This is a genomic window from Leptothoe spongobia TAU-MAC 1115, assembly GCF_018739885.1.
GTDB classification, from domain to species: Bacteria; Cyanobacteriota; Cyanobacteriia; order Phormidesmidales; family Phormidesmidaceae; genus Leptothoe; species Leptothoe spongobia.
Map to the genome: position 1 here is coordinate 1 of NZ_JADOES010000063.1, position 21,403 is coordinate 21,403.

The window sequence follows — 21,403 nt, forward strand, 5'->3', positions numbered from 1 at the left end:
TTTGTAGTTCCCCATGACCTAAACCCTACGTAGTCGGATGGTCTCTAGGATAGGTGTTCCACTGCCAAAAATCGACTAGCGAGAACTCTATCTCAAGCAGGGCAGTGGTTTTAGCCTTAAGCTATTTGAATTGCACAGGTAGATAAATTTCAGAGTGTCAAACCAGGTATTGACCAGTGCCTGAATGTTGTTGGGCTGCTGATCTATGGCTGTTTGACTCACAGCGACAACCTGGGGAATGGCACCGGGTAAATCTTTCGAGCTGATGAGCTCATGGCTGTCTGCACGTTTGAGTGCGGTTAACCAGTCAGGCTGCCAGGCTACGGTTGCCTCCAATTGATGGGCTATAAACATCCTGGCTACGGATGTAGTTTCCATAGAACAAAATACAGAGGGCCAACAGACGACGGGTGCTGACAAACAGCATTAACAGTAAACCTCATTCCATAAGAAGGTTGGATTGACATAAGGGAAAAAACCGGATGCAATCACTTGGAAAGTATCCATAAAAGCTGAGAGGTAGCTGAATCTAACTTGAACAAATGCTTATCTATGTTTCTAGCAGTGACTATGTTCGCCGTATTCGCTTATAGAGCGGTCACAATCTCCATATAAAAACCAGCGCAAACTTGGCTATGGGAGCAGCTGCGCTGGTTGCCTCGGTAGCGACTATTATCCAAAGGTAAACTATCCGAGCTTAAGCTCAATTAGAGCAATTTTATATAAGAAAGCTTTAAAGGCAGCATGAGAGTATTTTCATGAATATAAGAAAACGTTTAGTTTTCTCAGAAAGATAGACTATGGATAAGTGATGAACACATATAGGAATGAGGATTGAATAACATCCACAATTTTACTTGAAGCACAACAGGATATCTTTTCTCCTCCTGGGCTACGGTGCACACACAAATCGCAGAGTGGAGCAAGACAGGAGTTACTTATATCTTGCACCTGGCTGGGAAGCATCAACCCACCTTGGACTCAAAGTCGCAAGGCTAGCTGGCTCAAAACCCACTATACGCGACAGCGTTCTCGAAGAGTAGGGGGTTAAGAGATCGGTGAAAGCTTATGCACAGAGCTTAACAGTCTATTTTGTCGCTACTCTGCGAGAAGTCTTGCGCCTATAGCGACAGCCCTCAATTAGCAATGGGTTTTGAACCCAGCGTGGGATTTAGCTGCACTCACTCGTCGGTTTTAATTTGGATATGCCTTATGAGTAATCTCTAATTTTTCTATCATCACTATTTTAAACTTAGTCTTACATACTAGAAGTTGGCGCAGTATTTTTTTGATGACTTTTGGTATGGCTAGAATTTTGCTTGTGGATGATGAACCTCGAATCGTCATGTTTTTGGAAAAGGGGCTTAGACAACAAAACCATGAGGCTGAATCAGCTTTGAATGGTCGTCAGGCTCTAGAGATGGCCCTTTCTAAACCCTTTGATCTGATGGTGTTGGATCTGAGCTTACCTGAGCTAGATGGGTTTGGTGTGCTAAAACATTTGCGCGCAGTCAATAAATCACTGCCGGTAATGGTCATCACCGCTCGCGGTGAAGCCGATTGTATTCGTGCGATCTCATTTGGTGCAGATGACTGTCTCCACAAACCCTTTCGTTTTGGTGAACTATTGCCTCGGGTCAGACGGTTGCTAGGGGAGGGACTTGAACCTTCTGCTGAATCTAGGGCCTATTAACTTCCAGTCTTGTGGCTCTAAACTGAACTCGGCTCATCAGTGGACCTTGTCTATCCTCCGGTCATTCATTGCCTTATGTCGCGAATGTCGATTGCCCCTGGCTGTCTTACCCTTCGTCTGTTGGACAGACTCTTTTGTCTGGAGTCACGAGGACTTTATCTACACGATTGCCGTCCATGTCCATGACCTCGACAGTAAACCCATTCCACTCAAAGTGGTCGGTGGCCTTAGGAATACGGCCCAGCTGATGAATCACTAACCCCCCTAGGGTGTAGTAGCTGGCGGTTTTATCCAAAAATTCCCCTAGCCCCAGACAGTGGTAGACCTCTTCTATATTCATCATGCCACCGAGGAGCCAGGAGCCATCTTCACGCTGACGCGGTTGGTCGCTAGGTTCGTCGATGGTCGGTACATCGCCGACGAGGGCTTCGAGAATATCCCACAGAGTTACTAAGCCTTGAATGATGCCATATTCGTCGACAACTAAGGCTGTGTGTACCCGAGAGCGTTTGAACTGCTCCAGGAGGGGGAGCGATCGCGAAATTTCAGGAATCACTAATGGCTGCTCTAGGCCAACGGTTAGGTCCAAAGGTTTCTGGTAGAGTGCTCGATTGAGTAAAGAATTAACGCTGATTAATCCTAGATTGTTATCTAAGCTGCCCTGGCAGACTGGCAGGCGACGATAGCGGCTAGCGATAATTTTGCGCTGATTGTCTGCTGCTGGATCTTCCAAATTCAGCCAGAGAATCTCAGGACGTGGGGTCATGATGGATGTTATCTGGCGATCCCCGAGCCGAATGGCCCGTTCCATAATTTCTCGTTCGGCCACTTCGAGAGTGCCTTCTTCGGTGCCCTGTTGGATAAAAGCACGGATTTCAGCTTCAGTGACGCTAGGGCCACGATCGGGCTGAATGTTGAGCAGTCTGACGACCAGATTTGTTGAGAAACTCAGCAGGGTGACAAGCGGAGCGGCTAGTTTTGACAGGGTGGTCATCGGGCGAGCGATGACTTTGGCGATGGCCTCGGGCATTGTCAAGGCCAATTGCTTGGGCACTAGCTCACCTAAGATGAGTGATAGGTAAGTGATGATACCGACTACCAGGGGAAAAGCCAGCTGATTGGCGTAAGGGGCTAGGAGAGGGATTTTACCGATCAACCTCGCCACTGGACCGGATAGCGCTGAGCCTCCAAAAGCACCACTGATAATGCTGATCAGAGTGATGCCCACCTGCACTGTAGAGAAAAAATTATCAGGACGTTTGGATAACTTCAGAGCTGCTAGAGCACGACGATCGCCTTTACGCGCGGCCTGCTCTAGACGTACCTTGCGAGCTGATACGACCGCCAACTCGGACATGGCAAAGACGCCATTGGCAATGATTAACGCCAGGATAATGAGGATTTTGGTGAGCATAAGGGCAAGCGATCAGCAGAATCTTTATCCTACTATTAGTCCGTTGTCGCCTCTGTGTACCAAACTCACGTTATTTAAACCTTAACTATTGTAAGCCAGGGTTATTAGGCAGCAGCAGAGAGTCCTGTTCATCCACGTTAAGTAGGTTATCCAAATTAGGCTTCAGACACCGAGGCCCCCTGACCTCACCCAATCCTGGGGGAGACTAGACTCAAAGCCCCCAGGATTGGGGGTTTGGGGGCATATTCGAGGAGGTCAAACTCCTGATCCTCCATCTTATAAATGATTAGGCCAACCTACTTACTCATCTAAATCTTTGCCAATCATAATGCGATGCCCATCAATGGTACGTAACCCAAACTCTCTCATCCCCCAAGGTTCATCGCGTAGAGGTTTAATAATTTCTACGCAATGAACCCTTACCTTGTTGTATTCAGCATCCACATCATCGACAACAAAGTATGCAAAGTAAGAATGGTCGCCGAGGTCTTGTGGGGAAATTGCATCGGGACATTCACCGGCCATGATGCGACAGCCGTCGCGGACATACATACGCCAGCCAGGATCACCGATGTCTTGAATAGTGAAGCCGAGTACATCACGATAGAAAGCAGCGGATAGCTCAAGGTTGGGAACGGCAAGGACGTAAAGAGCGCGCTGAATCATAATGCACATTTTCTGAAAGCAATATATTCTAATTGATGTTTGCAATTAGCTGAGTTGCTGTTTTGGCATCCAGGGGCCCAGAGAATATAAAGCCTTGTCCATATTCACAGGAGAGTGAATTCAAAATCTCTAAGTGCTCTTGTTTCTCTAGCCCTTCTGCTACAACCTCTAGATTTAAGTGGTGGGCTAAGTTAATGATGGTTGATGTAATGTCGAAATTGGTTGGATTGACGTCAAGATCTATGACAAAGGATCTATCGATCTTCAAAGCATTGACGGGTAATTGTTGTAAGTAAGCAAGGGAAGAATAGCCTGTACCAAAATCATCAATCACCAACTGAATATTGCGATCGCGAAGCTGAGTCAATAGCTTTAGGGTCTCATCAATATTTTCCATCACAACACTTTCTGTGATTTCTAGTTTTAGGGCTTCTCCCGTGAGGTCTGCATCTCTGAGGCTAGCATCAATATGATTCAATAAGTTAGGAGTTTGCAGTTGTGGGCTCGATAAGTTAACGCTCATACAGGTGGGGCTGATAGAGCCAAACTGAGATTGCCAACGCCCGAGTTGTTGGCAGGCTTCTGTAATGACCCATTCTCCTAATGGCACAATTAATCCGGTCTCTTCGGCTAATGGAATAAACTCTAGGGGCGAGATTGCTCCTCGGGTAGGGTGGTCCCATCTAGCCAGAGCCTCAAACCCCACTATCCTTTGAGAATCTAATCGCAAAAGTGGTTGATAATGCAACGATAGTTGCTGAGTTTCAATTGCTTTTTGCAGCTCTACTTCAAGGTTCAACCGTTGAATAGCTGTTTCTTGCATCTGAATATCGAAAAATACCAGTTCTTTACGATTTTCTTGTCTAGCAATCTGAATGGCTGTGTCAGCAGCTTGCACAAAAGTCTCTGGTTGGGTATATGGAATATCGCTCAGGGCTGCTCCCATGCGACTGGTGGAAGATACAATAATCTCTCCCAACTGAAATGGACATTCAAGTAACCGGAGTAAACTGGCTACCTTATCATGGAAATCATCTAAGCTATCTAGTGAATGCCAGAGAATAGCAAAAATATTTTCTCCTACCCGAGCCAGCGAAGTAGATGCATCTGTAATCTGTTCTAAGCGTTGGGCAAATTCAACTACTAACTGATTGCCCAGAGCATGTCCAAACCCTGATTTAATAATTGAGTGTCGCTCAATATCCAGCATCAGCAAGGCAAAATCTTGGGAATGATTTTGTTGTTCCTCCAGGAGTTGGGTGCATTGTTGTAGTAGGCCTTGATGGTTTAGCAACTCTGTTAGTTGATCATAAAAAACAAGGTTGTGGAGTTTATCAAGAGCCTGTTGCAGCTCTTGCTGTTGCTCCCGTGAGCGATGTACAGACTTTAAGGTTTTGTTGATTGTAAGTTCTAAATCTTCAAAATCAATTGGCTTAGTTAAAAAGTCGAAGGCCCCTCGATTCATGGCTGTTCGGATATTTCTCATATCCCCATAGGCCGAAATAACCACTGCTTTCAAAGGAAGCTCCAAATCAGCTAGGTTAGCTAAAAGCGTTAACCCATCCATCTGCGGCATGCGGATGTCGGTTAAAACCATGGCAATGTCATGATTAGCATTTTGTAAAATTTGGAGAGCTTCTACCCCATTTTGTGCAAACTTAAAATTCAATTCACCAGCTTGAATTTTCCGCCTAAACCGTTGCCGCAGGAGACGCTCCATTTCCACTTCATCATCGACGACTAGAATTAGGTTAGGCCTGTTATTCATGTACTTTTAATAGAGCTATATAGATAGGTAGTTCAACATCAGAACGATTAAGTGTTTAATCAATTTAGCTGCAGACCGTGGGCAAGCTGGTTCAAAATACATGTCTACCTATTTTTGACTCAGTGGATGGGCAAGACAACTCATCAGTACGGGGTATCTTGGCTTATTTTAACGGTTAGGTAGGGTAAGAACAAATTCCGTAAATTTACCTAACTCTGTGTGGATGGCCAAGGTCCCTTGATGTTGCTTAACAATAATGTCATGGGTAATGGAAAGTCCCAGACCAGTACCTTTGCCTGGTGTCTTAGTTGTAAAAAATGGGTCCATTATCTTGTCCTTAATACTAGGCTCAATGCCGCAACCGTTATCTCGAATGTGAATTTCGACCCCCTGGCTGACTGGATGGGCAGAAATCAATAGAGTCGGAATATAGGTGCTTTGGCCGTCAACCTGCAACTGATTTTGTTTGAGGTACATTGCATCATAAGCATTGTCAATCAGATTGATAAAGGCTCGGAGAAGACTGCTAGGGATTACTTTAACTGGGGCTAAGTTCACCCCATAGTCAGTCTGCATGGATAGGTTGAAGTTGTTATCCTGCGATTGTTTACTATGGGATGCCAGCTTTACGGCTCGATTGATCAGCTGCTCAATCGGTACAGCCTCGGGTGGGTCTTGTTCGTAGTCAGTATGGGCATGTTGCATCATGCTGGCAATGATTTGTTCTGCCCGCAGGCTGTGATGGCGAATAGTGGTGGCGTTTTCCTGTAAGTCTGTAATCAGCGTATTTGCGAACTCCAGGGTTTCCGGCTCTAAGGATTGGATTAAGGGTTGTAGTGTGTCCAGTAGATCCTGGCTGAGTTCAACGGAGCCTTCGGCAAAGTTTTTGACGAAATTGAGCGGGTTACTGAGCTCATGGGCAATGCCGGCAGTCAGGGTGCCGAGAGATGCCAGCTTTTCCTGGGCGATAATCTGCTCTTGGGCCGCTTCGAGTTCGGCTGTGCGGGCGGCTACTTTTTGTTCTAAGGTATGGGAATAGTCTTCGAGTTGTTGATTTGCTTGCTCTAGGTCCAGGTTGAGCTGCGCAAATTGGCTGAGTAAGGTTTCCCGTTCGACTTCGATTAATTTGCGATCGCTAATATCGGTAATAGTACCCACATAGCCCGTTATCTGGCCATCTGTATCTCGTTCAGCAATTGCTTGGCCATACACCCAAGCCACCTGGCCATCAGAGCGTTGAAAGCGGCACTCCAGTTGAAAGGAACGATTCCCTTGGAGAAATTCGCTCCATTCATTCATAACCCGTGCTCGGTCATCGGCATAGAGGCGTTGTGCCCAGCCTTGACCCAGCGCAGCCTCCAAAGAACTGTCGATCAGCTGCAGACAGCGCTCATTGGCATAGATATAGTCCCCTGCCATATCGGTGCGAAAAATTCCCACTGGCACTGTGCTGGCTAAAGTGGCGTAGCGCTTTTCACTGGTGCGCAGGTCAATCTCCGCCTGGCGTCGCTGGGTCACATCTACGGCCATGGAAATTACGGCCCGACGACCATCTGGCAAGGCCCCTAAAGGCGCTGAGCTAAACTGCCAGATGCGTTGGCTGCCATCACAGGTGGTAATGGTAAATTCGCCTTCATCCCAGCGAGTTTTGAGCTCATATTTCTTGAGGATGACGTTTTCGACCATCCTGGCGGCCTGGGCACCGTACGCCCGGTTGGCCCAATCTCGAATTGTCGGAATATCCTGGTGGCTATAGCCCGTTATTTCAGTCCAGACTGTATTGATTTGCAGGACTTTTCCATCTTCAGCATGGATCATGATGGGGAACGGAGCAAACTCAATAGCATCACGCAGCTTTTCCTTTTCTTGCTGGATTTGCTGCTCTGCGGCTTTGCGATCGCTAACATTGAGAGATACCCCCATAATCCGAGTGGGATTCCCCAATTTATCTGTGATTACGCGTCCAGAGGCCAGGGCCCAAAGGGTATTTTGATTGGGTAGCACTAGCTGATGTTCAAACTTGATTTGTCCTCCATCCTGGATAGCTGCTGTGATAGCTTGCCGTAGTTGCGTCTGGGAATAGCTGATAAAGAGCCGATCACTAGATGTTTGCCAGCTTGTGGCTTGCCAACGGTCCTGGGTATATTGTCCAAAACAAAGTGCTTGTTGAGTTTCTAACGAATAATCCCAACAGATAATTTGAGCACCTTCTAACGCCATGCGTAGACGAGAGTCACTATCTTTTAACGCTGTAAAGGCATCCCGTAGATTTTGAGTCATCTGCTGAAATGATTGAGCCAGTAGACCAACTTCTTTAACGTAATACTCCTCCTTTAGCGGTTGATCAAAATCTCCTTCTGATAAATGAGTGGCAGCCTGGCTCAATTGTTTAATCGGGTTAGCGATCCATCTAGCCGTAACGAAACCTAAGATGATCGCAATAACTAATGTTCCTAAACAGACAAAAAGTGTTGCACGGGTATTAGCATAAATTTTCGCCATGAAATCAGCTTCGGGCATAGCGACCACCACTAGCCAATCAATTCCGTTTTCTGTGGATAGAGGCGCTACGTGCAGAAACTGCCGTTGTCCTTCAATCAAAAAATCAAGCTGTTGTGTTTGACGAATATCCTCTAACCGATTGTCAAATTTCTGATTGAGATAAACAGCCGATGCTTGAATCAATTGGGTCGTGCTGTCAGTTGCTCTTAATGGTTCTGAAACTTGATTTTGAAAGCTAATTGGAGCTTTCCCATCTGACGTGCCAATGAGTTCTCCCGTGCGCTGCAGGATAAACACATGTCCTGAGGGGCCCAAGTCTAGATTGCTCAGAATCTCACTAATGTGACTAAGGTCAAGAATGATGCTGGTGACTCCTTGTAAAATAAGCTTTTCATCAAAAATAGGAGTCGAATAGTTGATTAGTAAGGTTTGGTTTGTGGACTTGCCTATGGATGGATAAGGTTGGGTCCAGACAGATTCTCCTGCTTCTGATGCAGCTTGGTACCAAGGCCGTTCTCTGGCATCGACCTGACGCTCCATGGTAGATGTATCAATAACCTGGCGTTCGGGGTTGAGCGTTAAGCTGACGTAGCTGTTTCCTGTCGCTGTATATTCCAAGTAATAAGTGCTTTTGCCATTTTCAACCTGTCTGAACAGGCCCATGAGGTCGCCATTGGCGTTACCTACGCCTAATCCCCTGACTGAGTTAAAGGTTGTTAGATCGGTCCAATATAATTCTTCTAATACTCGAATATTTTTCAAATCCAGCTGATCAGCCTGAATGCTTGCAGTTGTTAGAGTGCTGATGGTTGTTGCTGTCGTTAGGATATCAGTAATGTGATGCTGAGTATTTTGGGTAATTTCTTCACGCAGCTGATAGGCAAGCTGATTGGTAGATTGCTGTCCACTCCGAAACGACAGCCAGCTAATAATCCCGACAGCGCCAACCATCTGTAGCACAAATGGAATAATCAGGAGTAGTCGCAGCGGAACTTTTGAAGTCATCATTTTTGACAGTCGATGGCTGGAGTCTACAACACCATTGAGTTACCCCACAATGATCATTGTGGGATGCCAATTGATGAACCGCAAGTTTTTCTCAGGGTCAATGTTATTAAAAAAAGTGGTTGTTTTCAGTCATGATGTGATGACCATCAACCATTCATAGACCCAATTCTCGCAATATTCCTCAGCCATGAGACGACGGCCATCTACGCTTGATCATGACGATTGAGTGCTGGACGACTAACGCTAGTTTAGCCCCCCAGCACTGATATTAGAGTATTAGGTGATTAGCAAAGAGATTAGAAGGACCCTAAATCTGCCTTGACCACGCTGATGTCCTTGTTAAGGTTAAAGTTACCATCGTGATTTACTTTAATCACGCCGAGGACATCGAGATCGTGAGCCCCACCTCCTCTAACGCCATCACCGCCTTGATCGCTATAGATGCCAAGAGTGATTTGGCTAGTTGATTCTTTAATGACCTTGTACTCTACGGTATGGCCGGTGATAACAATTTTATCGCCTTCACCCCCAGTCCCGCTAAAGTCAGTGATGGTATCGCGACCAATACCCTCAACCCAATGGTCGTGGTAGTTATCATTTTCTCCAGCAACACCATTCATACCCCAGTTGATCAATCCATCACGTTTGATGTGTTTTTTATAAATGTCTTCTGGTGCATTGATCAAGAGGCCAAACTTAAAGGTGTCAGCTCCACCTCCACCCGTTAATCTATCGTTTGCTTGGAGACCGTCGGGATTGTAAAAACGTTTACCAAAGATTAGTTTGTCAACGTCATTGCCATCATCGACATTTGCGCCAATCTTAGTATTTTCCCTAGGTGTGTTAGAGTCGCTCAGACTGACTAAGACATCGTTGCCATCGCCACCGAACATGCGATCGCGACCTAATTGATCCTGGAGCCAGTCATTCCCCCCCTTGCCAACTATGCGATCATTGCCAAATTGTTTTCGGGTCTTTCTAGATATATCACCATTGGGCTTAAAGTTGTTGGCCGTTAGCGCGACATCTCCATAGAGCACTTCATCTTGCGCCCCACCTCGAATCTTGTTGCTACCAAAGCCTCCACCTAAAATGTTTGGCTGACTTCTATGCTTGTCTTGGAATGAGCCCAGATCATTTTTGACTACAGTTACATCCTTGTTGAGGTTAAAGTTACCATCATGGTTAACCTGAATAACACCAAGCACATCAAGGTCATGGGCACCGCCCCCCCGCACGCCATCAGCCCCTTGATCGCTGTAGACGCCTAGGGTTACTTGCTTGTTTGACTCTTTAATAACTTTGTATTCCACTGTATGGCCAGTGATGAGGATTTGATCGCCTTCACCACCCGCACCACTAAAGTCGGTGATCACATCACGGCCAATGCCCTCAACCCAGTGGTCATGGTAGTTGTTATTTTCTCCAGCAACGCCATTCATGCCCCAATTAATGGAGCCATTTTTTCGGGTGTGTTTTTTATAAATATCTTCTGGCGCATTGATCAAGAGTTCAAACTTGAAGGTGTCAGACCCGGCACCGCCAGTCATTCTATCGTTGGCCTGGAGACCTTTAGGGTTATAGAATTTCTTTCTGAAGACTAGTTTGTCAACGTCATTACCATCGTCAACGTTAGCGGCAATCTTAGGATTTTCCCTAGGAATATTAGAGTCGCTAACACTGACTAAGACATCGTCGCCATCGCCACCGAACATGAGATCGCGCCCTAACTGATCTTGTAGCCAATCATCTCCTCCATTCCCTTTTAGTTGATCATTACCATGCTGTCTATTTGTCTTATTTAATAGAGTCCCATTACTTCTAAAGTCAGCAGCTGTCAGCGCTAAGTCTCCATATAAATGTTCATTCTTTGTGCCACCTTTAATTTTGTCATCACCTAATCCAGCATTGAGAATATCGTCCTCAAATGCTCCATGACCTGATAAGTTGGGCATTTTGCGCTTGGATTTGGCTGAATAGTTAGTGTTTGTTTTCTGTTTCATTTTCAGGTGTCCCACTAGAAAAACTACTTAACAGTTTTGAGAGGTAGATACACCTGGACGAGGATCATACACACAGTTTTGCAACACTTTTGCAAGCGACATCATGCCTATTGTGCTAATCACCTAGGCTTTCCAAAGCTTCAAACCCTTACGCCACAAAGTGTGAGTCAGGCTCAAGGCTTTTATCCGTCCGGTTTACTTCAGTTTGAGACAGGGAAGATTGTAATCTGCAAGAACTGTTGCCTAAGGGCTTGTTAAAAATTAAAATCATGGCCTTGTTTATTTAAGTCCTGACTTAACAAGCCTTTCAGGTTTAAACCATGAAGTAGTTTCTTAACAGCTCCTAAGCTCTACAGTTACTTGATTGATAACCTTCAAGCAGGTTTGACAACGACAAAATGAGTTGATGGCCTCCATCCTTGCTTGAAGCAGGAATGGTCTATGGTAAAACTGGTGACTGCATCGATCGTGGAACTTCAAGCATAGAAGTCTCCTCTATGGAAATGCAGTCATGACTTGGAACACACAGTTTTAGCAAATCAAGCGATATGCGTGCTTTATGACGCTGAGTCGATATTAACACCCCAATAACTCACCTGGTTTAGACTTTCTATAAAGCAGCTTTATATTTAGCAGGATAAAAAGATAAAGTATTTTGTCACTTTCTCAGGCTGATTAGATTCTCGACCTCAGCCTAAGAGGATTGTAATACTTGGGTATTGAAGGGATCTAGTTTTTGTTCTTTATTCGGAACATTGAAAAGAGTAAGCTGTTAGATGCAGTCTGGCCAAATGACTCTCAGGGTCTCGCGCCACCGGCAAGTGCCTAAACACTTGCCGATGACGTTACGACCAAAGATTCTCTAGCAATCCCGGTCGCAAGGGTAGGTTACCCGTAGCGACTCAGATTTACGTCGTGTTCTGGTGAAAATGTCTAGATCGACTGATTTCCCATGGCGTTAAGACATCAACCAAGTTTTTGCTTGCTCTACATCAGAGAAGATTTCAACATTCCAGCCTCTGTTTTGACTGACCAGTTGATAGAACCCAATGAGATCTGAATTCTGCTCATTTAGATTGATCAGAGCAAGTCTGATGGGGCGTTTTGCTCCCATCGTTTCGCAAAGTTCTGGCAAATTGTAAATGAACGTAATCGATATCCTTAGGGTTGCATCTGTAACATTAACAATGGCTGATGACGTTTTATGCTCTGCAGCGGTTTGACAACTGACTAACATCTGCGCCTGAATATCGTCTTCTGTGATCAGGCCACTGAAGCTGGTTTCTATTGCTTGTAGTTCTGCGTTATACCTGACTGAGAAGGGCATAGGTTTCCTTCGCCAAACCTCATAGAGGCACGCATTAGCAACCGTTGTATGCACGCATATGCAATCGCTCATATATTCAGTACGGTGCTTGTTCAGGCAATATGCAGCCCAGCTTTATAAAGCCATAAAATCTTTTAGGGTGAGTTTATAGCGATTTTTTAAGCGCTTGGAGGCCAGTCCCCCTGCTTGAATTCGTTGAAGCACTCTACTCGAACATTGCCCTTTGGCAGCAAGACTGCCCGTGGGGATGAGTTTAGCTAAGTCCTTGGAGGTGAGTTCGCGGGCAAAGCGATAGTTGACGACTGATTCGTGGATGATAAAGTCCGGTACATCAGGCCCTGGCTCTAGAATACAGACAGTTTCTGACTGAGGTTGGCGGTGATTGATGCTGACAAAGAGGTGTCGAGTTTGAGTTTCTTTTGCGGCCTGGCCTGTCAGCGCTGGCGCGAGCTGACCCGTCAGCGCTGGCGCGAGCTGACCCGTCAGCGCTGGCGCGAGCTGACCCGTCAGCGCTGGCGCGATCGCAATATATAAATGTTTTCCCTGCGACGGTGTCTGGATTAAAAACGTATCGCCGAGATCAATGGAGACGCTAACCATTCAAAACCTCATGATTCAAAATCTCATCGAGATAGGTCTCACGCATTACATCTGTCTGGATGCGTACAATCTCAGCATCACTTTTGCCCAGGTTTTTGAGAATCTCTTCTACTACAATGGGCTCCACTGACCCTTTAGGATCCCTCCATTCCGGTAGATCGTGAGTCCACTCGGCTACCTCATATGGATCCAAGTGGCCAAAGGTGTCATACACCTGTTGGAGAATTTCCTCTTCCTCTTCACACAGTTCTCCATCACCCGGATCATCCAGGAGTGAAACACAGTTATCTGCGTAGGGAGCAATAAACTTGGACCATAGGGTGAATGCATCATCTACCGGACGACCTTCGATCAGGGCATAAACGCCACTGAGCACTGGACCATAGGCCATAGACACATAGTGATCGCCCGTAATCGGTTGCTCCATTTGTGCTAAAGCCACACGGTCGGCAATGTACAGCATTTTTAGTAATCCGAGATATTGCATCGGTTTACCATGCTGTTTGAGCAGCAACGCCGCTGCCTCCACCGCCTTGGCTGGATGAAACTTAAACTTAATGGACATAATCGTCTGCCTGTATTCGTCGGCACATTTTGAGCGTACTTCGACCTAGTACATCTTTATTGTAGAAATTCCGGTAAACTACCGCCATCCGTAGGGGGTAAGAGGGAATGTTCTTTCGAAATGATGTACCAAGCGCCTGTGAGTTGAGTCATTCCACAATCTTGAACTCTGTGGGTAAGCTGGAGTCAGTTAACCTAAGGCAACCATGCGCGATCGCATCGACCAAATCGTTCAGAATCTAAATAAAACCATCGTTGGCAAGGAAGCCCCCATTCGCCTTGTCCTGGTGGCCCTTCTGTCCGGTGGTCATGTGCTGCTCGAAGATGTGCCCGGTGTCGGCAAAACACTCCTAGCTAAATCCCTGGCCCGCTGCATTGACGGCAAGTTTCAGCGGGTGCAATGCACCCCTGATCTACTGCCCAGTGATGTGACTGGTACAAATATCTGGAACCCCAGTAGTGGAGTATTTCAGTTTCTACCAGGACCGGTCTTCGCCAATATACTACTCACAGACGAAATCAACCGGGCGACACCCCGGACCCAGTCAGCCTTACTAGAGGTGATGGAAGAACATCAGGTCACCCTCGACGGCGTTTCCCGACCAGTCCCCGATCCATTTTTTGTGATCGCGACCCAAAACCCTGTGGAGTATCAGGGGACATTTCCACTACCAGAGGCTCAGATGGACCGTTTTGCCCTGTCCCTCAGTTTGGGCTACCCCAGTGCTAACGAAGAATTGAAGATGCTCCAGAACCTTGCCCAGCCGGTCAAGCCTGCTGATTTACAGCCCTGCATTACTCTGGATGAAATGTATAGCCTGCAGCAGCAATGCCAGCAAATCAAGGTAGAGGATTCGGTCCAGCAATATATGATCAATCTGGTACGAGCTACCCGTGACCATGATGATGTTGCCCTCGGTTCCAGTCCTAGGGGGACGGTGGCTCTATATCGGGCAGTACAGGCCCTCGCCTTTTTAGAAGGCCGTGACTATGTATTACCTGACGATGTCAAAACCTTGGCGATATCGGTATTAGCCCATCGAGTCATTGCCAGTGGCGGTCACAAAAGCGCCCCCATTATTGCCCAACTTTTAGATACCGTTGCAGTTCCATAAAGGTTAGTCTTATGCTTGCTCTGTCTAATCTAGATGCCCTGACTCCCTGACCCCTGGATGCGAGTTTTCTCAGGTTGTCTTCAGGAAAATCGATTAACCTTAAGTCACTGTCATCAAATCTTCCAACAATGCGCAAACTGTTGGGGCTTGCCCTGGTTACAGCGCTCTTAGCCGTGAGCTGTGCCATTATTAACCCGTCCTCATCTAGTCAAACCCCAGCCGATGGCCAATCTGCAGCCATGGCCGAACTCCACAAGGATGATATACCTGTGGCGTCTCCTGCTGCCAAAGATGTGGCTGCCGATGCAGTAATCACAGAGGATGTTACCTATGGCACCCTCAATGAGGCTCCCTTCACAGGCTATCTTGCCAAACCCACTGATGCCCCCTCTCCTTTACCGGGTCTGATTGTTATCCAAGAATGGTGGGGCCTCAACGACAATATTCGTACCATGACCCGTCGCCTTGCGGCTGAAGGTTATACAGCCTTGGCCGTAGATCTCTACGATGGCGAAGTTGCCAATACCCGTGATGAGGCCAAAACCTTAGTCCAAGCAGCCATCCAAAACTCTGATCGGCTGACTGACAATGTTGTCGCAGCCTACCATTACCTCACCGATGAACAGCAGGTACCCAAGGTTGGCAGTATCGGTTGGTGTTTTGGGGGGTCTTGGTCCTTAAATACGGCTCTTGCCTTACCGACAGACTTAGATGCAGCGGTGATTTACTACGGCGGCCAGATCTCGACTGATCCAGCCATCCTTGCACCGTTGCAAATGCCGATTCAGGGCCACTTTGGCTCTCTAGATTCCAATCCTTCCCCCGATACTGTCCAAGCGTTTGAGGCAGCTTTGAATAATGTAGGTAAAGATACTGAGATTTACCTATATGAGGGTGCTAACCATGCCTTTGCCAATCCCTCGGGGACTCGATATAACGCTGAGGCTGCAGATCTTTCCTGGGAAAGGACCATAGCGTTTTTGAAGCAGCATTTGCAGGACCATGGATGATCGGACTATCCCTATATCAGCCTTGATGCGAGGTATACAGTTACACCACACCGGTTAAGCTATCACTAGAGTAGCCCCCTCTGTTTTGGTTCATATGCCTATTACTCAAGACTTGCTGCCTGAGTTGGAAGCCGCTTGCGACAACCTGTTATGGCGAAGTGAAACAGATTACCCCTTTGAGGTCGCTGTTTTGCCTGTGGATCAGCAGATTGCTAGTGTCGATTCATTGATCAATAGCTATCCGGATAATACTCCGGTAGCCATTGTTAGTCTGGATGACTTTTTTGGTCAGTCCATTGTCGAGCGAGCCTGGTTTGACTCCCGTGAACTTAGACTGGTAGAACGCTATCGTAATCTCCGCGATCTCCTCGAAACTACCCTAGAAAATCTGCAGGTCTACCGCATTGGTAGTGTAGAAATGGATGTTTATTTATTAGGCAAAACAGAAGATAACCAGGTGGTCGGCGTGAAAACTAAAATTGTCGAAACCTAGGGTGTTAAGCCTGGTGACCACCCTGGCTAATAATTACTCCGTCTACCTTCCAGTTCCGTCTGTACAGCATCAGGAACGTCTGACAGTAGATCGTATCCGGTGGCCAGTTCAATCCTATCGATTGAGGTTTGATACGTTTGCCATTGCTCATCTAGCCGTTGGCGATTGGGCATATCCACCGCAATGGTCTCCGTACTGTAAGTGACATTATCAACGGTTGGTTCATCATCAAAGATGACAATAACTTTCCAGGTTCGACTAGGAGGAATCACTCGATCCTTGGCAATGGGCTGTTTTTGTCCGTAGACACCACCAATGATGTATAGTGTTTTCCCCTGTTGATAGAGCAGATCACGACAATAACTTTCTAACTCTCGCCAGGGTCCCCGGTTGTTTTCGGCAGTCTGAGGGAAAATATTAGTCATCAAAAATGTTGCCGAGTTGTCACGATCTGTGGCGGTGCGATCAGCAGAGGGGACCATGTGACCACGGTCATAGCCGCTGTTCGTATAGTCTCTTGGCGTGACTTGATAAGTCCCCTTGGGGAGGATGCCGTCAGGGCGAAAGTTGTTTTGTCGATCGGTACTCCCTACCCAGTCACGACTGAGTACCCAGCTGGCCCAGCGGAGCACTCCACGACTTTGGCTATAGGCTAGTACATACTGCTCGCGGTCGATCAAATAGTTATCACTATTTTCTTGGCCAGCATGACTAGGATTGCCCAAGGCAATATGGGGATTGTTGGAAAAGTAGGTCTCCCAATCTAACTCTGGTGTGGTTTGGGGCAGTTTTTCACAGGCCCGTCTATTACCATCACCATCCAGGTTATGGGGATCACCTTTGAATTCATCTAGGACTAGCTGGGCGAGGTCCTGGCTAACGAAATCACCACAGTCACAGTTTTGCTCAACACAAGGAGGTAAGTGCGCATTGGGATCAGTCAGTTCGGTGGCCAAATTATCGCAGCCTGTTGTAATCAGTAGGAGGACCACTGCTTTTACTGCATTTTGTGTCCAGAGTGGCCAATGTTCGAAATTTTGACGCCTTAACATCCTGTCCCAAATGTTGATTTTGCAACCCTGAGTGTACCCTGGGGTTAGTACAAAAATATTATAAATATTACAAAATACGTCCTTATGCGTCCTTTGGTATCCCCCATGGAGGGATGGGAAAACGGCAGTATACTGTTAACTGCGCTGGATGATTTCGTTGGATATATCAATCTGCTGCATGCATTCAGCAGATTGTGCCGCACATAGCTGTTGCTATCTCAAGCTTGCAGCGATCACCTATATTGTGAACTATGTGAGCAGAACTATAAGTGTGCTGAATGATTTTCCGGCGAAACTTCTAGCAGAAACCCATCAACTATTTAACCGATTGGTGACTATGCTCAACAACGCAATTGCATTACTAAACGCTTGGTTCCCCCCTACAGAGGTCCATGCCCACTGCGATGGTCCCTGTGGTGTTTACGATCCATCTGCTGCTCGCATTACGGCTGAAGCTGTTTTGTCGATGACTAAGAAAATTTTGGCCCTTGAAGAGCCAGCAGATGCAGCTGGTAAAGTCGCCTATGCGAATACCTTGTCTCGCTACATTGCGATTAAGGAAGAGCAGGCTCAAAAGACCAAAGATGATTTGCTCATTCTTTGGACTGATTATTTCAAGCCGGTACATCTAGAGTCCTATCCCGATCTGCACGATACATTCTGGAAAGCGGCTAAGCTTTGCTCTGCTTGTAAAGTTGAAGTGAGCCAGCAGCATGCTGAAGAACTAATGGCTGCTGTTGAGAAGATCCACGGGATCTTCTGGGCAACTAAAGGCCGTGAGGTGACTTGGTACACCGCTAGCTAGTGGTTCTCTAGTTATAGACTTGATAAATCCCGCGAGGTGAATACTTTGCGGGATTTTTGATGATGTGGGAGTAAGACTGGGGAGTGGGAGAACAGGGTGAACCATTTAATAAATCAATTCCCAAGACTGGTTGGAGTGAATATCTTCAATGGTTCTTGGGGGAACGGCGACGGTTTGTGGTGCGGGAAATGTCGATGGTGCCGACGCTGATGCCGGGAGATACGGTTTTGGCTGAGATGGGAGCGGTAGTGCGGCTGGGAGATATTGCGATCGCATCCCACCCGACTAAACCGGATGTGCTTCTGATTAAACGAGTACAGGAAATCTTCTATGACGGTGGTGTCTACTTAATCAGCGATAATGTCAAGGAGCTAAGTGCTCGTGATAGTCGCCATTTTGGTGTGATACACGCGGATCAAATTCTTGGCCGTGTCACGAGCTATTTAGCATCGGCATCAGCGTCTGAATATAGTCTTCATTAATCGCTCAATGGCAGCTCCCCTTACTATTAGTCCTGCAACCCTGGATGACATTCCTCTGCTCTTTGAGCTGGTCATGGCCCTGGCTGAATATGAAAACCTGGCCTATGAGGTGACTGGAGCACCTGAAGATCTAGAAAAATATCTCTTTGGGGATAATCCAAAGGCTCATGCCATCGTCGCTCGTATGGATGGTGCTCCTGCTGGATTTGCCTTATATTTTTTCAACTTTTCTACATTTTTGATGAAGCCAGGGGTATATCTTGAGGATCTGTTTGTTCTCCCTGGTTATCGACGCCGTGGTGTCGGTACTGCTATTTTTCAGTATTTAGCTCAGGTTGCCTTGGCCAATGGCTGTGGTCGTTTTGAATGGAGTGTTTTGGAATGGAATCAGCCTGCCATTGATTTTTATATGTCCAAAGGTGCTGTCATGCTCAATGATTGGCGTACTTGTCGTGTTACTGGTGCGGCACTGGAGCATTTAGCCATTTCTGACCCATAAAATATTACATTCTATTACATGTAAGCCTACGTTAAGGCAGACAGTTAACAACATTTTCTTACGGTTTTCTAAGGGTGTCAGGCTTATTATGGAAACAGTACCCCAAGGGTCGGAAGTTTTACATGAGTTGATTAAGCAAGCCCAAGAGGATGTAGCGGCCCTGAAATGAAGCCTTCGGTTTGCCATCCAAGTAATGGGTTGATTTTGAGATGACAAATGATGGTATCACCAATGCACTCTACAAGCCATTAATGACATCAATGTTTAGACCGGTAAACGTGGCAATATCCTGGGGTGATATCCCTGCTGCCTTCATTTGTTTGGCCACCTGTTGAATGCCTTCTTCTTTGCCTTGCATTAGCCCTTCAGCAAGACCTGCCTTCTTGCCCTCTTGCCATGAAGTATCAACAACATTGTGCATATCGCGATAGTACTTCAGGCTAGCTTGATAGCTATCTTGTTCTACAGGCGAGAAATTGGCAATTTCAGCCACCTCAAACAGCTGATTAAACACATCTTCCTGCAAAGGCACAGGCGGCTCATCAAATTGAGCCAAGTGCTTGAAGAGAAATAACCATTTGTCAAAATGGGTGTCTAGCTGATCCAGGGTTTTGGTGAATTTAGGCAGTTCAATATAGATAAATTTGAGCTTGTCATAAAACACCTCGCAGCGCTGGTTCTTGAGTTCTACCACATGCAACAAATCTGAATCGTCTTTATGATCATCAAAAACAAAATCCAGTACACCAACGGTATACACTGCCGTTAGGTTAAAGTCCCAAACTCCTTTACGAGATTGTTCTTGAATGGGAAATATTGCATAGTAAACACTTCTATCTTTAAAGAAATTTTGCTTGGCCTTTTGCATTTCAACAATAAACTTTTCGCCACTGTCGGCCTGACAGTAGATATCGAAAATAGCTTTACGGTCCTCAAGACTATTGCCAAGAAACTCAGGGTTTTTGAAAGTAACATCCTGGATCTGATGATACTCAGGCAGCAGGGTATTTAAAAAATCGATCAGTAATACTTTGTTGGGCTCTGTGCCAAAGACACGCTTAAAGCCAAAATCAGTCAGCAGGTCTATGTATTTGTCTGGTAAGGAAAAGACCATGGCAGACAGTCTAGTCAACTAGCAATAAATGCTCAAATCATACTTATCATTCTAGTACATTTGACCGAATGCCAATGCCAACCGCTAGAATGACAGTAATACTGGTCTAACCTGCGATCACCATGGTTCTACAGTTTGACCCCAAGCAATGCTTACCCTCCTCTGCTGAGTTACCAGACTCAGACGATACCCCTGTGGATAATGAGTTGCAAAATTTGATCCCGAACCTGCTAGAAGCGATTTTGGTGATGATCTGGCCTGAGAGACAAGACTGGTTCTTTGGCGTGGACATGGGTATTTATTTTGATCCGAGTCGTCCTGCCGTGGTCCCAGATGGGTTTTTAAGCCTTGGTGTAGAACGCTTTATTGGCGAACAAGGGCGTCTGAGCTATGTGCTGTGGGAAGAAGATAATATCTCCCCCATGTTTGCCCTAGAAGTAGTGTCTAAAACCTACGGCGGAGAGTACGAAAAGAAGAAATCAATTTATGCTGATCTAGGCATTCGTTACTATGCCATCTATTTACCCAACCCCGGTTCTCGTCGTAAGCGTCAACCATTAGAAATTTATCAATTAAACAACGGTATTTATCAACAGCTAGAGGGCAATCCCCTCTGGTTACCTGATATTGGCTTAGGGTTGGGCCGAGAGCGAGGGACTTACTTAGGACGAGAGCGAGAGTGGCTGTATTGGTATGACGAAGCTGGCAATCGGTTAATCACACCAGAAGAAAAAGCTCTACAGGCGCAGGCCCGTGCCGAACAAGAGCAGGCCCGTGCCGAACGATTGGCAAATAAATTAAGGGAACTCGGAATAGATCCAGACTCAGTGTAGTCAACGCATCAGTTACCAAAATATCCTTCCAGTGCAGTAAATAAAGGCTGCAGTTCCGTTGGTAAGCGTCGCGCAATTTTTCGTGTTGCCATATTAATAGGGACTAGCACCACCTGCCCCGTAATACACAACTGAGGGTTGTCTGTGGTGGCATCGTAAATCTCATATAACCAGGTCAGTCGGATGCCTCGTGATTTCTCTAGCCTAGTTTTGAGCAGTCCATCGGCCCCCAACACGAGTGGCTGTCGGTAACGCATTTGTAAATCCACCACAGGTAAGTCGTAGCCCGCTGCTACACAGTCTTCAAAAGCAAAACCTATAGTGCGTAGACAGTCTACCCGTGCTGCTTCCATCCATTGGATATAGGTGCCATGCCATCAGCCCTTTCAAGGTGATTTTTTAGGCTTTCTATTTTGTGCAAGTAAACGAGCTGTAGAGACATGCGGCTTATTTTT

At 46.4% G+C, this 21,403-nt stretch carries 20 protein-coding genes; 8 read left to right on the plus strand and 12 right to left on the minus strand.

Features of this window, described 5'->3' with window-relative positions:
- Positions 1-87 precede the first annotated feature (87 nt).
- Complete coding sequence (locus IXB50_RS20880; RefSeq protein ID WP_215610933.1) at positions 88-378, minus strand: type 2 periplasmic-binding domain-containing protein; 291 nt, start codon at positions 376-378, stop codon at positions 88-90.
- 925 nt (positions 379-1,303) lie between these two features.
- Here IXB50_RS20880 and IXB50_RS20885 point away from each other — a divergent pair.
- Entirely contained in the window at positions 1,304-1,693 is a 390-nt protein-coding gene (locus IXB50_RS20885) for a response regulator transcription factor (RefSeq protein WP_215610934.1), read from the plus strand.
- Positions 1,694-1,799: 106 nt separating this feature from the next.
- Here the strand turns inward: IXB50_RS20885 and IXB50_RS20890 are convergent, their stop codons facing one another.
- The 8 genes from IXB50_RS20890 to IXB50_RS20925 form a co-directional block, all read right to left on the minus strand.
- On the minus strand, positions 1,800-3,107 hold the full coding sequence (locus IXB50_RS20890) for a hemolysin family protein (RefSeq protein WP_215610935.1): 1,308 nt from the start codon (positions 3,105-3,107) through the stop codon (positions 1,800-1,802).
- A gap of 300 nt (positions 3,108-3,407) precedes the next feature.
- Entirely contained in the window at positions 3,408-3,773 is a 366-nt protein-coding gene (locus tag IXB50_RS20895; protein ID WP_215610936.1) for a VOC family protein, read from the minus strand.
- 28 nt (positions 3,774-3,801) lie between these two features.
- Positions 3,802-5,541 carry a putative bifunctional diguanylate cyclase/phosphodiesterase gene (locus IXB50_RS20900; RefSeq protein WP_215610937.1) on the minus strand — a complete coding sequence of 580 codons (1,740 nt, stop codon included), beginning with the start codon at positions 5,539-5,541 and terminating at the stop codon, positions 3,802-3,804.
- 168 nt (positions 5,542-5,709) lie between these two features.
- Positions 5,710-9,048: a PAS domain S-box protein gene (locus tag IXB50_RS20905; RefSeq protein WP_215610938.1), complete on the minus strand. Its 3,339-nt coding sequence runs from the start codon at positions 9,046-9,048 to the stop codon at positions 5,710-5,712.
- A 299-nt stretch (positions 9,049-9,347) separates the two neighbouring features.
- The gene (locus IXB50_RS20910; RefSeq protein WP_215610939.1) at positions 9,348-11,054 is read right to left on the minus strand and encodes a calcium-binding protein; all 1,707 of its coding nucleotides are present in this window, start codon (positions 11,052-11,054) and stop codon (positions 9,348-9,350) included.
- A 958-nt stretch (positions 11,055-12,012) separates the two neighbouring features.
- Complete coding sequence (locus IXB50_RS20915) at positions 12,013-12,381, minus strand: hypothetical protein (protein WP_215610940.1); 369 nt, start codon at positions 12,379-12,381, stop codon at positions 12,013-12,015.
- A gap of 114 nt (positions 12,382-12,495) precedes the next feature.
- Positions 12,496-12,981 (minus strand): hypothetical protein, encoded by a 486-nt coding sequence (locus IXB50_RS20920; protein WP_215610941.1) that lies wholly within the window; start codon positions 12,979-12,981, stop codon positions 12,496-12,498.
- Positions 12,974-13,546, minus strand: a complete 573-nt coding sequence (locus tag IXB50_RS20925) for a Panacea domain-containing protein (protein ID WP_215610942.1) — start codon at positions 13,544-13,546, stop codon at positions 12,974-12,976. Before IXB50_RS20925 ends, IXB50_RS20920 begins: the two co-directional genes overlap by 8 nt.
- 205 nt (positions 13,547-13,751) lie before the next feature.
- Here IXB50_RS20925 and IXB50_RS20930 point away from each other — a divergent pair, with 205 nt between their 5' ends.
- From IXB50_RS20930 to IXB50_RS20940, 3 genes are all read left to right on the plus strand, one after another.
- A complete protein-coding gene (locus IXB50_RS20930; protein WP_215610943.1) occupies positions 13,752-14,660 on the plus strand; it encodes an AAA family ATPase in 909 nt (302 codons plus the stop codon).
- Positions 14,661-14,788: 128 nt separating this feature from the next.
- Positions 14,789-15,670, plus strand: a complete 882-nt coding sequence (locus IXB50_RS20935) for a dienelactone hydrolase family protein (RefSeq protein ID WP_215610944.1) — start codon at positions 14,789-14,791, stop codon at positions 15,668-15,670.
- Positions 15,671-15,764: 94 nt separating this feature from the next.
- On the plus strand, positions 15,765-16,163 hold the full coding sequence (locus tag IXB50_RS20940; RefSeq protein WP_215610945.1) for a nuclease A inhibitor family protein: 399 nt from the start codon (positions 15,765-15,767) through the stop codon (positions 16,161-16,163).
- A gap of 26 nt (positions 16,164-16,189) precedes the next feature.
- On the opposite strand, the gene IXB50_RS20945 is transcribed toward IXB50_RS20940, so the two are convergent.
- The gene (locus IXB50_RS20945) at positions 16,190-17,155 is read right to left on the minus strand and encodes a DNA/RNA non-specific endonuclease (protein ID WP_326520864.1); all 966 of its coding nucleotides are present in this window, start codon (positions 17,153-17,155) and stop codon (positions 16,190-16,192) included.
- A 397-nt stretch (positions 17,156-17,552) separates the two neighbouring features.
- Between IXB50_RS20945 and sodN the strand changes: the two genes are divergently transcribed.
- The 3 genes from sodN to IXB50_RS20960 all read left to right on the plus strand — a co-directional run bounded on the left by sodN (position 17,553) and on the right by IXB50_RS20960 (position 19,001).
- Positions 17,553-18,020, plus strand: coding sequence for a superoxide dismutase, Ni (gene sodN / locus IXB50_RS20950; protein WP_215610952.1), 468 nt, complete (start codon positions 17,553-17,555; stop codon positions 18,018-18,020).
- 83 nt (positions 18,021-18,103) lie between these two features.
- Entirely contained in the window at positions 18,104-18,502 is a 399-nt protein-coding gene (locus tag IXB50_RS22325) for a S26 family signal peptidase (protein WP_215610947.1), read from the plus strand.
- Between the two features lie 7 nt (positions 18,503-18,509).
- Positions 18,510-19,001 (plus strand): GNAT family N-acetyltransferase, encoded by a 492-nt coding sequence (locus IXB50_RS20960; protein ID WP_215610948.1) that lies wholly within the window; start codon positions 18,510-18,512, stop codon positions 18,999-19,001.
- 238 nt (positions 19,002-19,239) lie between these two features.
- On the opposite strand, the gene IXB50_RS20965 is transcribed toward IXB50_RS20960, so the two are convergent.
- Positions 19,240-20,115 carry an Rpn family recombination-promoting nuclease/putative transposase gene (locus IXB50_RS20965; protein WP_215610949.1) on the minus strand — a complete coding sequence of 292 codons (876 nt, stop codon included), beginning with the start codon at positions 20,113-20,115 and terminating at the stop codon, positions 19,240-19,242.
- A gap of 122 nt (positions 20,116-20,237) precedes the next feature.
- Between IXB50_RS20965 and IXB50_RS20970 the strand changes: the two genes are divergently transcribed.
- Entirely contained in the window at positions 20,238-20,948 is a 711-nt protein-coding gene (locus tag IXB50_RS20970) for a Uma2 family endonuclease (protein WP_215610950.1), read from the plus strand.
- 8 nt (positions 20,949-20,956) lie between these two features.
- On the opposite strand, the gene IXB50_RS20975 is transcribed toward IXB50_RS20970, so the two are convergent.
- Complete coding sequence (locus IXB50_RS20975) at positions 20,957-21,310, minus strand: acyl-CoA thioesterase (RefSeq protein ID WP_326520866.1); 354 nt, start codon at positions 21,308-21,310, stop codon at positions 20,957-20,959.
- Positions 21,311-21,403: the final 93 nt, after the last annotated feature.

Coding starts and splice junctions, on each gene's coding strand:
- IXB50_RS20930 (WP_215610943.1), top strand. CDS start 13,752: ATGCGCGATCGCATCGACCAAATCGTTCAGAATCTAAATAAAACCATC.
- sodN (WP_215610952.1), top strand. CDS start 17,553: ATGCTCAACAACGCAATTGCATTACTAAACGCTTGGTTCCCCCCTACA.
- IXB50_RS20960 (WP_215610948.1), top strand. CDS start 18,510: ATGGCAGCTCCCCTTACTATTAGTCCTGCAACCCTGGATGACATTCCT.
- IXB50_RS20880 (WP_215610933.1), bottom strand. CDS start 378: ATGGAAACTACATCCGTAGCCAGGATGTTTATAGCCCATCAATTGGAG.
- IXB50_RS20905 (WP_215610938.1), bottom strand. CDS start 9,048: ATGACTTCAAAAGTTCCGCTGCGACTACTCCTGATTATTCCATTTGTG.
- IXB50_RS20970 (WP_215610950.1), top strand. CDS start 20,238: ATGGTTCTACAGTTTGACCCCAAGCAATGCTTACCCTCCTCTGCTGAG.
- IXB50_RS20890 (WP_215610935.1), bottom strand. CDS start 3,107: ATGCTCACCAAAATCCTCATTATCCTGGCGTTAATCATTGCCAATGGC.
- IXB50_RS20915 (WP_215610940.1), bottom strand. CDS start 12,381: ATGCCCTTCTCAGTCAGGTATAACGCAGAACTACAAGCAATAGAAACC.
- IXB50_RS20910 (WP_215610939.1), bottom strand. CDS start 11,054: ATGAAACAGAAAACAAACACTAACTATTCAGCCAAATCCAAGCGCAAA.
- IXB50_RS20920 (WP_215610941.1), bottom strand. CDS start 12,981: ATGGTTAGCGTCTCCATTGATCTCGGCGATACGTTTTTAATCCAGACA.
- IXB50_RS20885 (WP_215610934.1), top strand. CDS start 1,304: ATGGCTAGAATTTTGCTTGTGGATGATGAACCTCGAATCGTCATGTTT.
- IXB50_RS20925 (WP_215610942.1), bottom strand. CDS start 13,546: ATGTCCATTAAGTTTAAGTTTCATCCAGCCAAGGCGGTGGAGGCAGCG.
- IXB50_RS20965 (WP_215610949.1), bottom strand. CDS start 20,115: ATGGTCTTTTCCTTACCAGACAAATACATAGACCTGCTGACTGATTTT.
- IXB50_RS20895 (WP_215610936.1), bottom strand. CDS start 3,773: ATGATTCAGCGCGCTCTTTACGTCCTTGCCGTTCCCAACCTTGAGCTA.
- IXB50_RS20940 (WP_215610945.1), top strand. CDS start 15,765: ATGCCTATTACTCAAGACTTGCTGCCTGAGTTGGAAGCCGCTTGCGAC.
- IXB50_RS20935 (WP_215610944.1), top strand. CDS start 14,789: ATGCGCAAACTGTTGGGGCTTGCCCTGGTTACAGCGCTCTTAGCCGTG.
- IXB50_RS20900 (WP_215610937.1), bottom strand. CDS start 5,541: ATGAATAACAGGCCTAACCTAATTCTAGTCGTCGATGATGAAGTGGAA.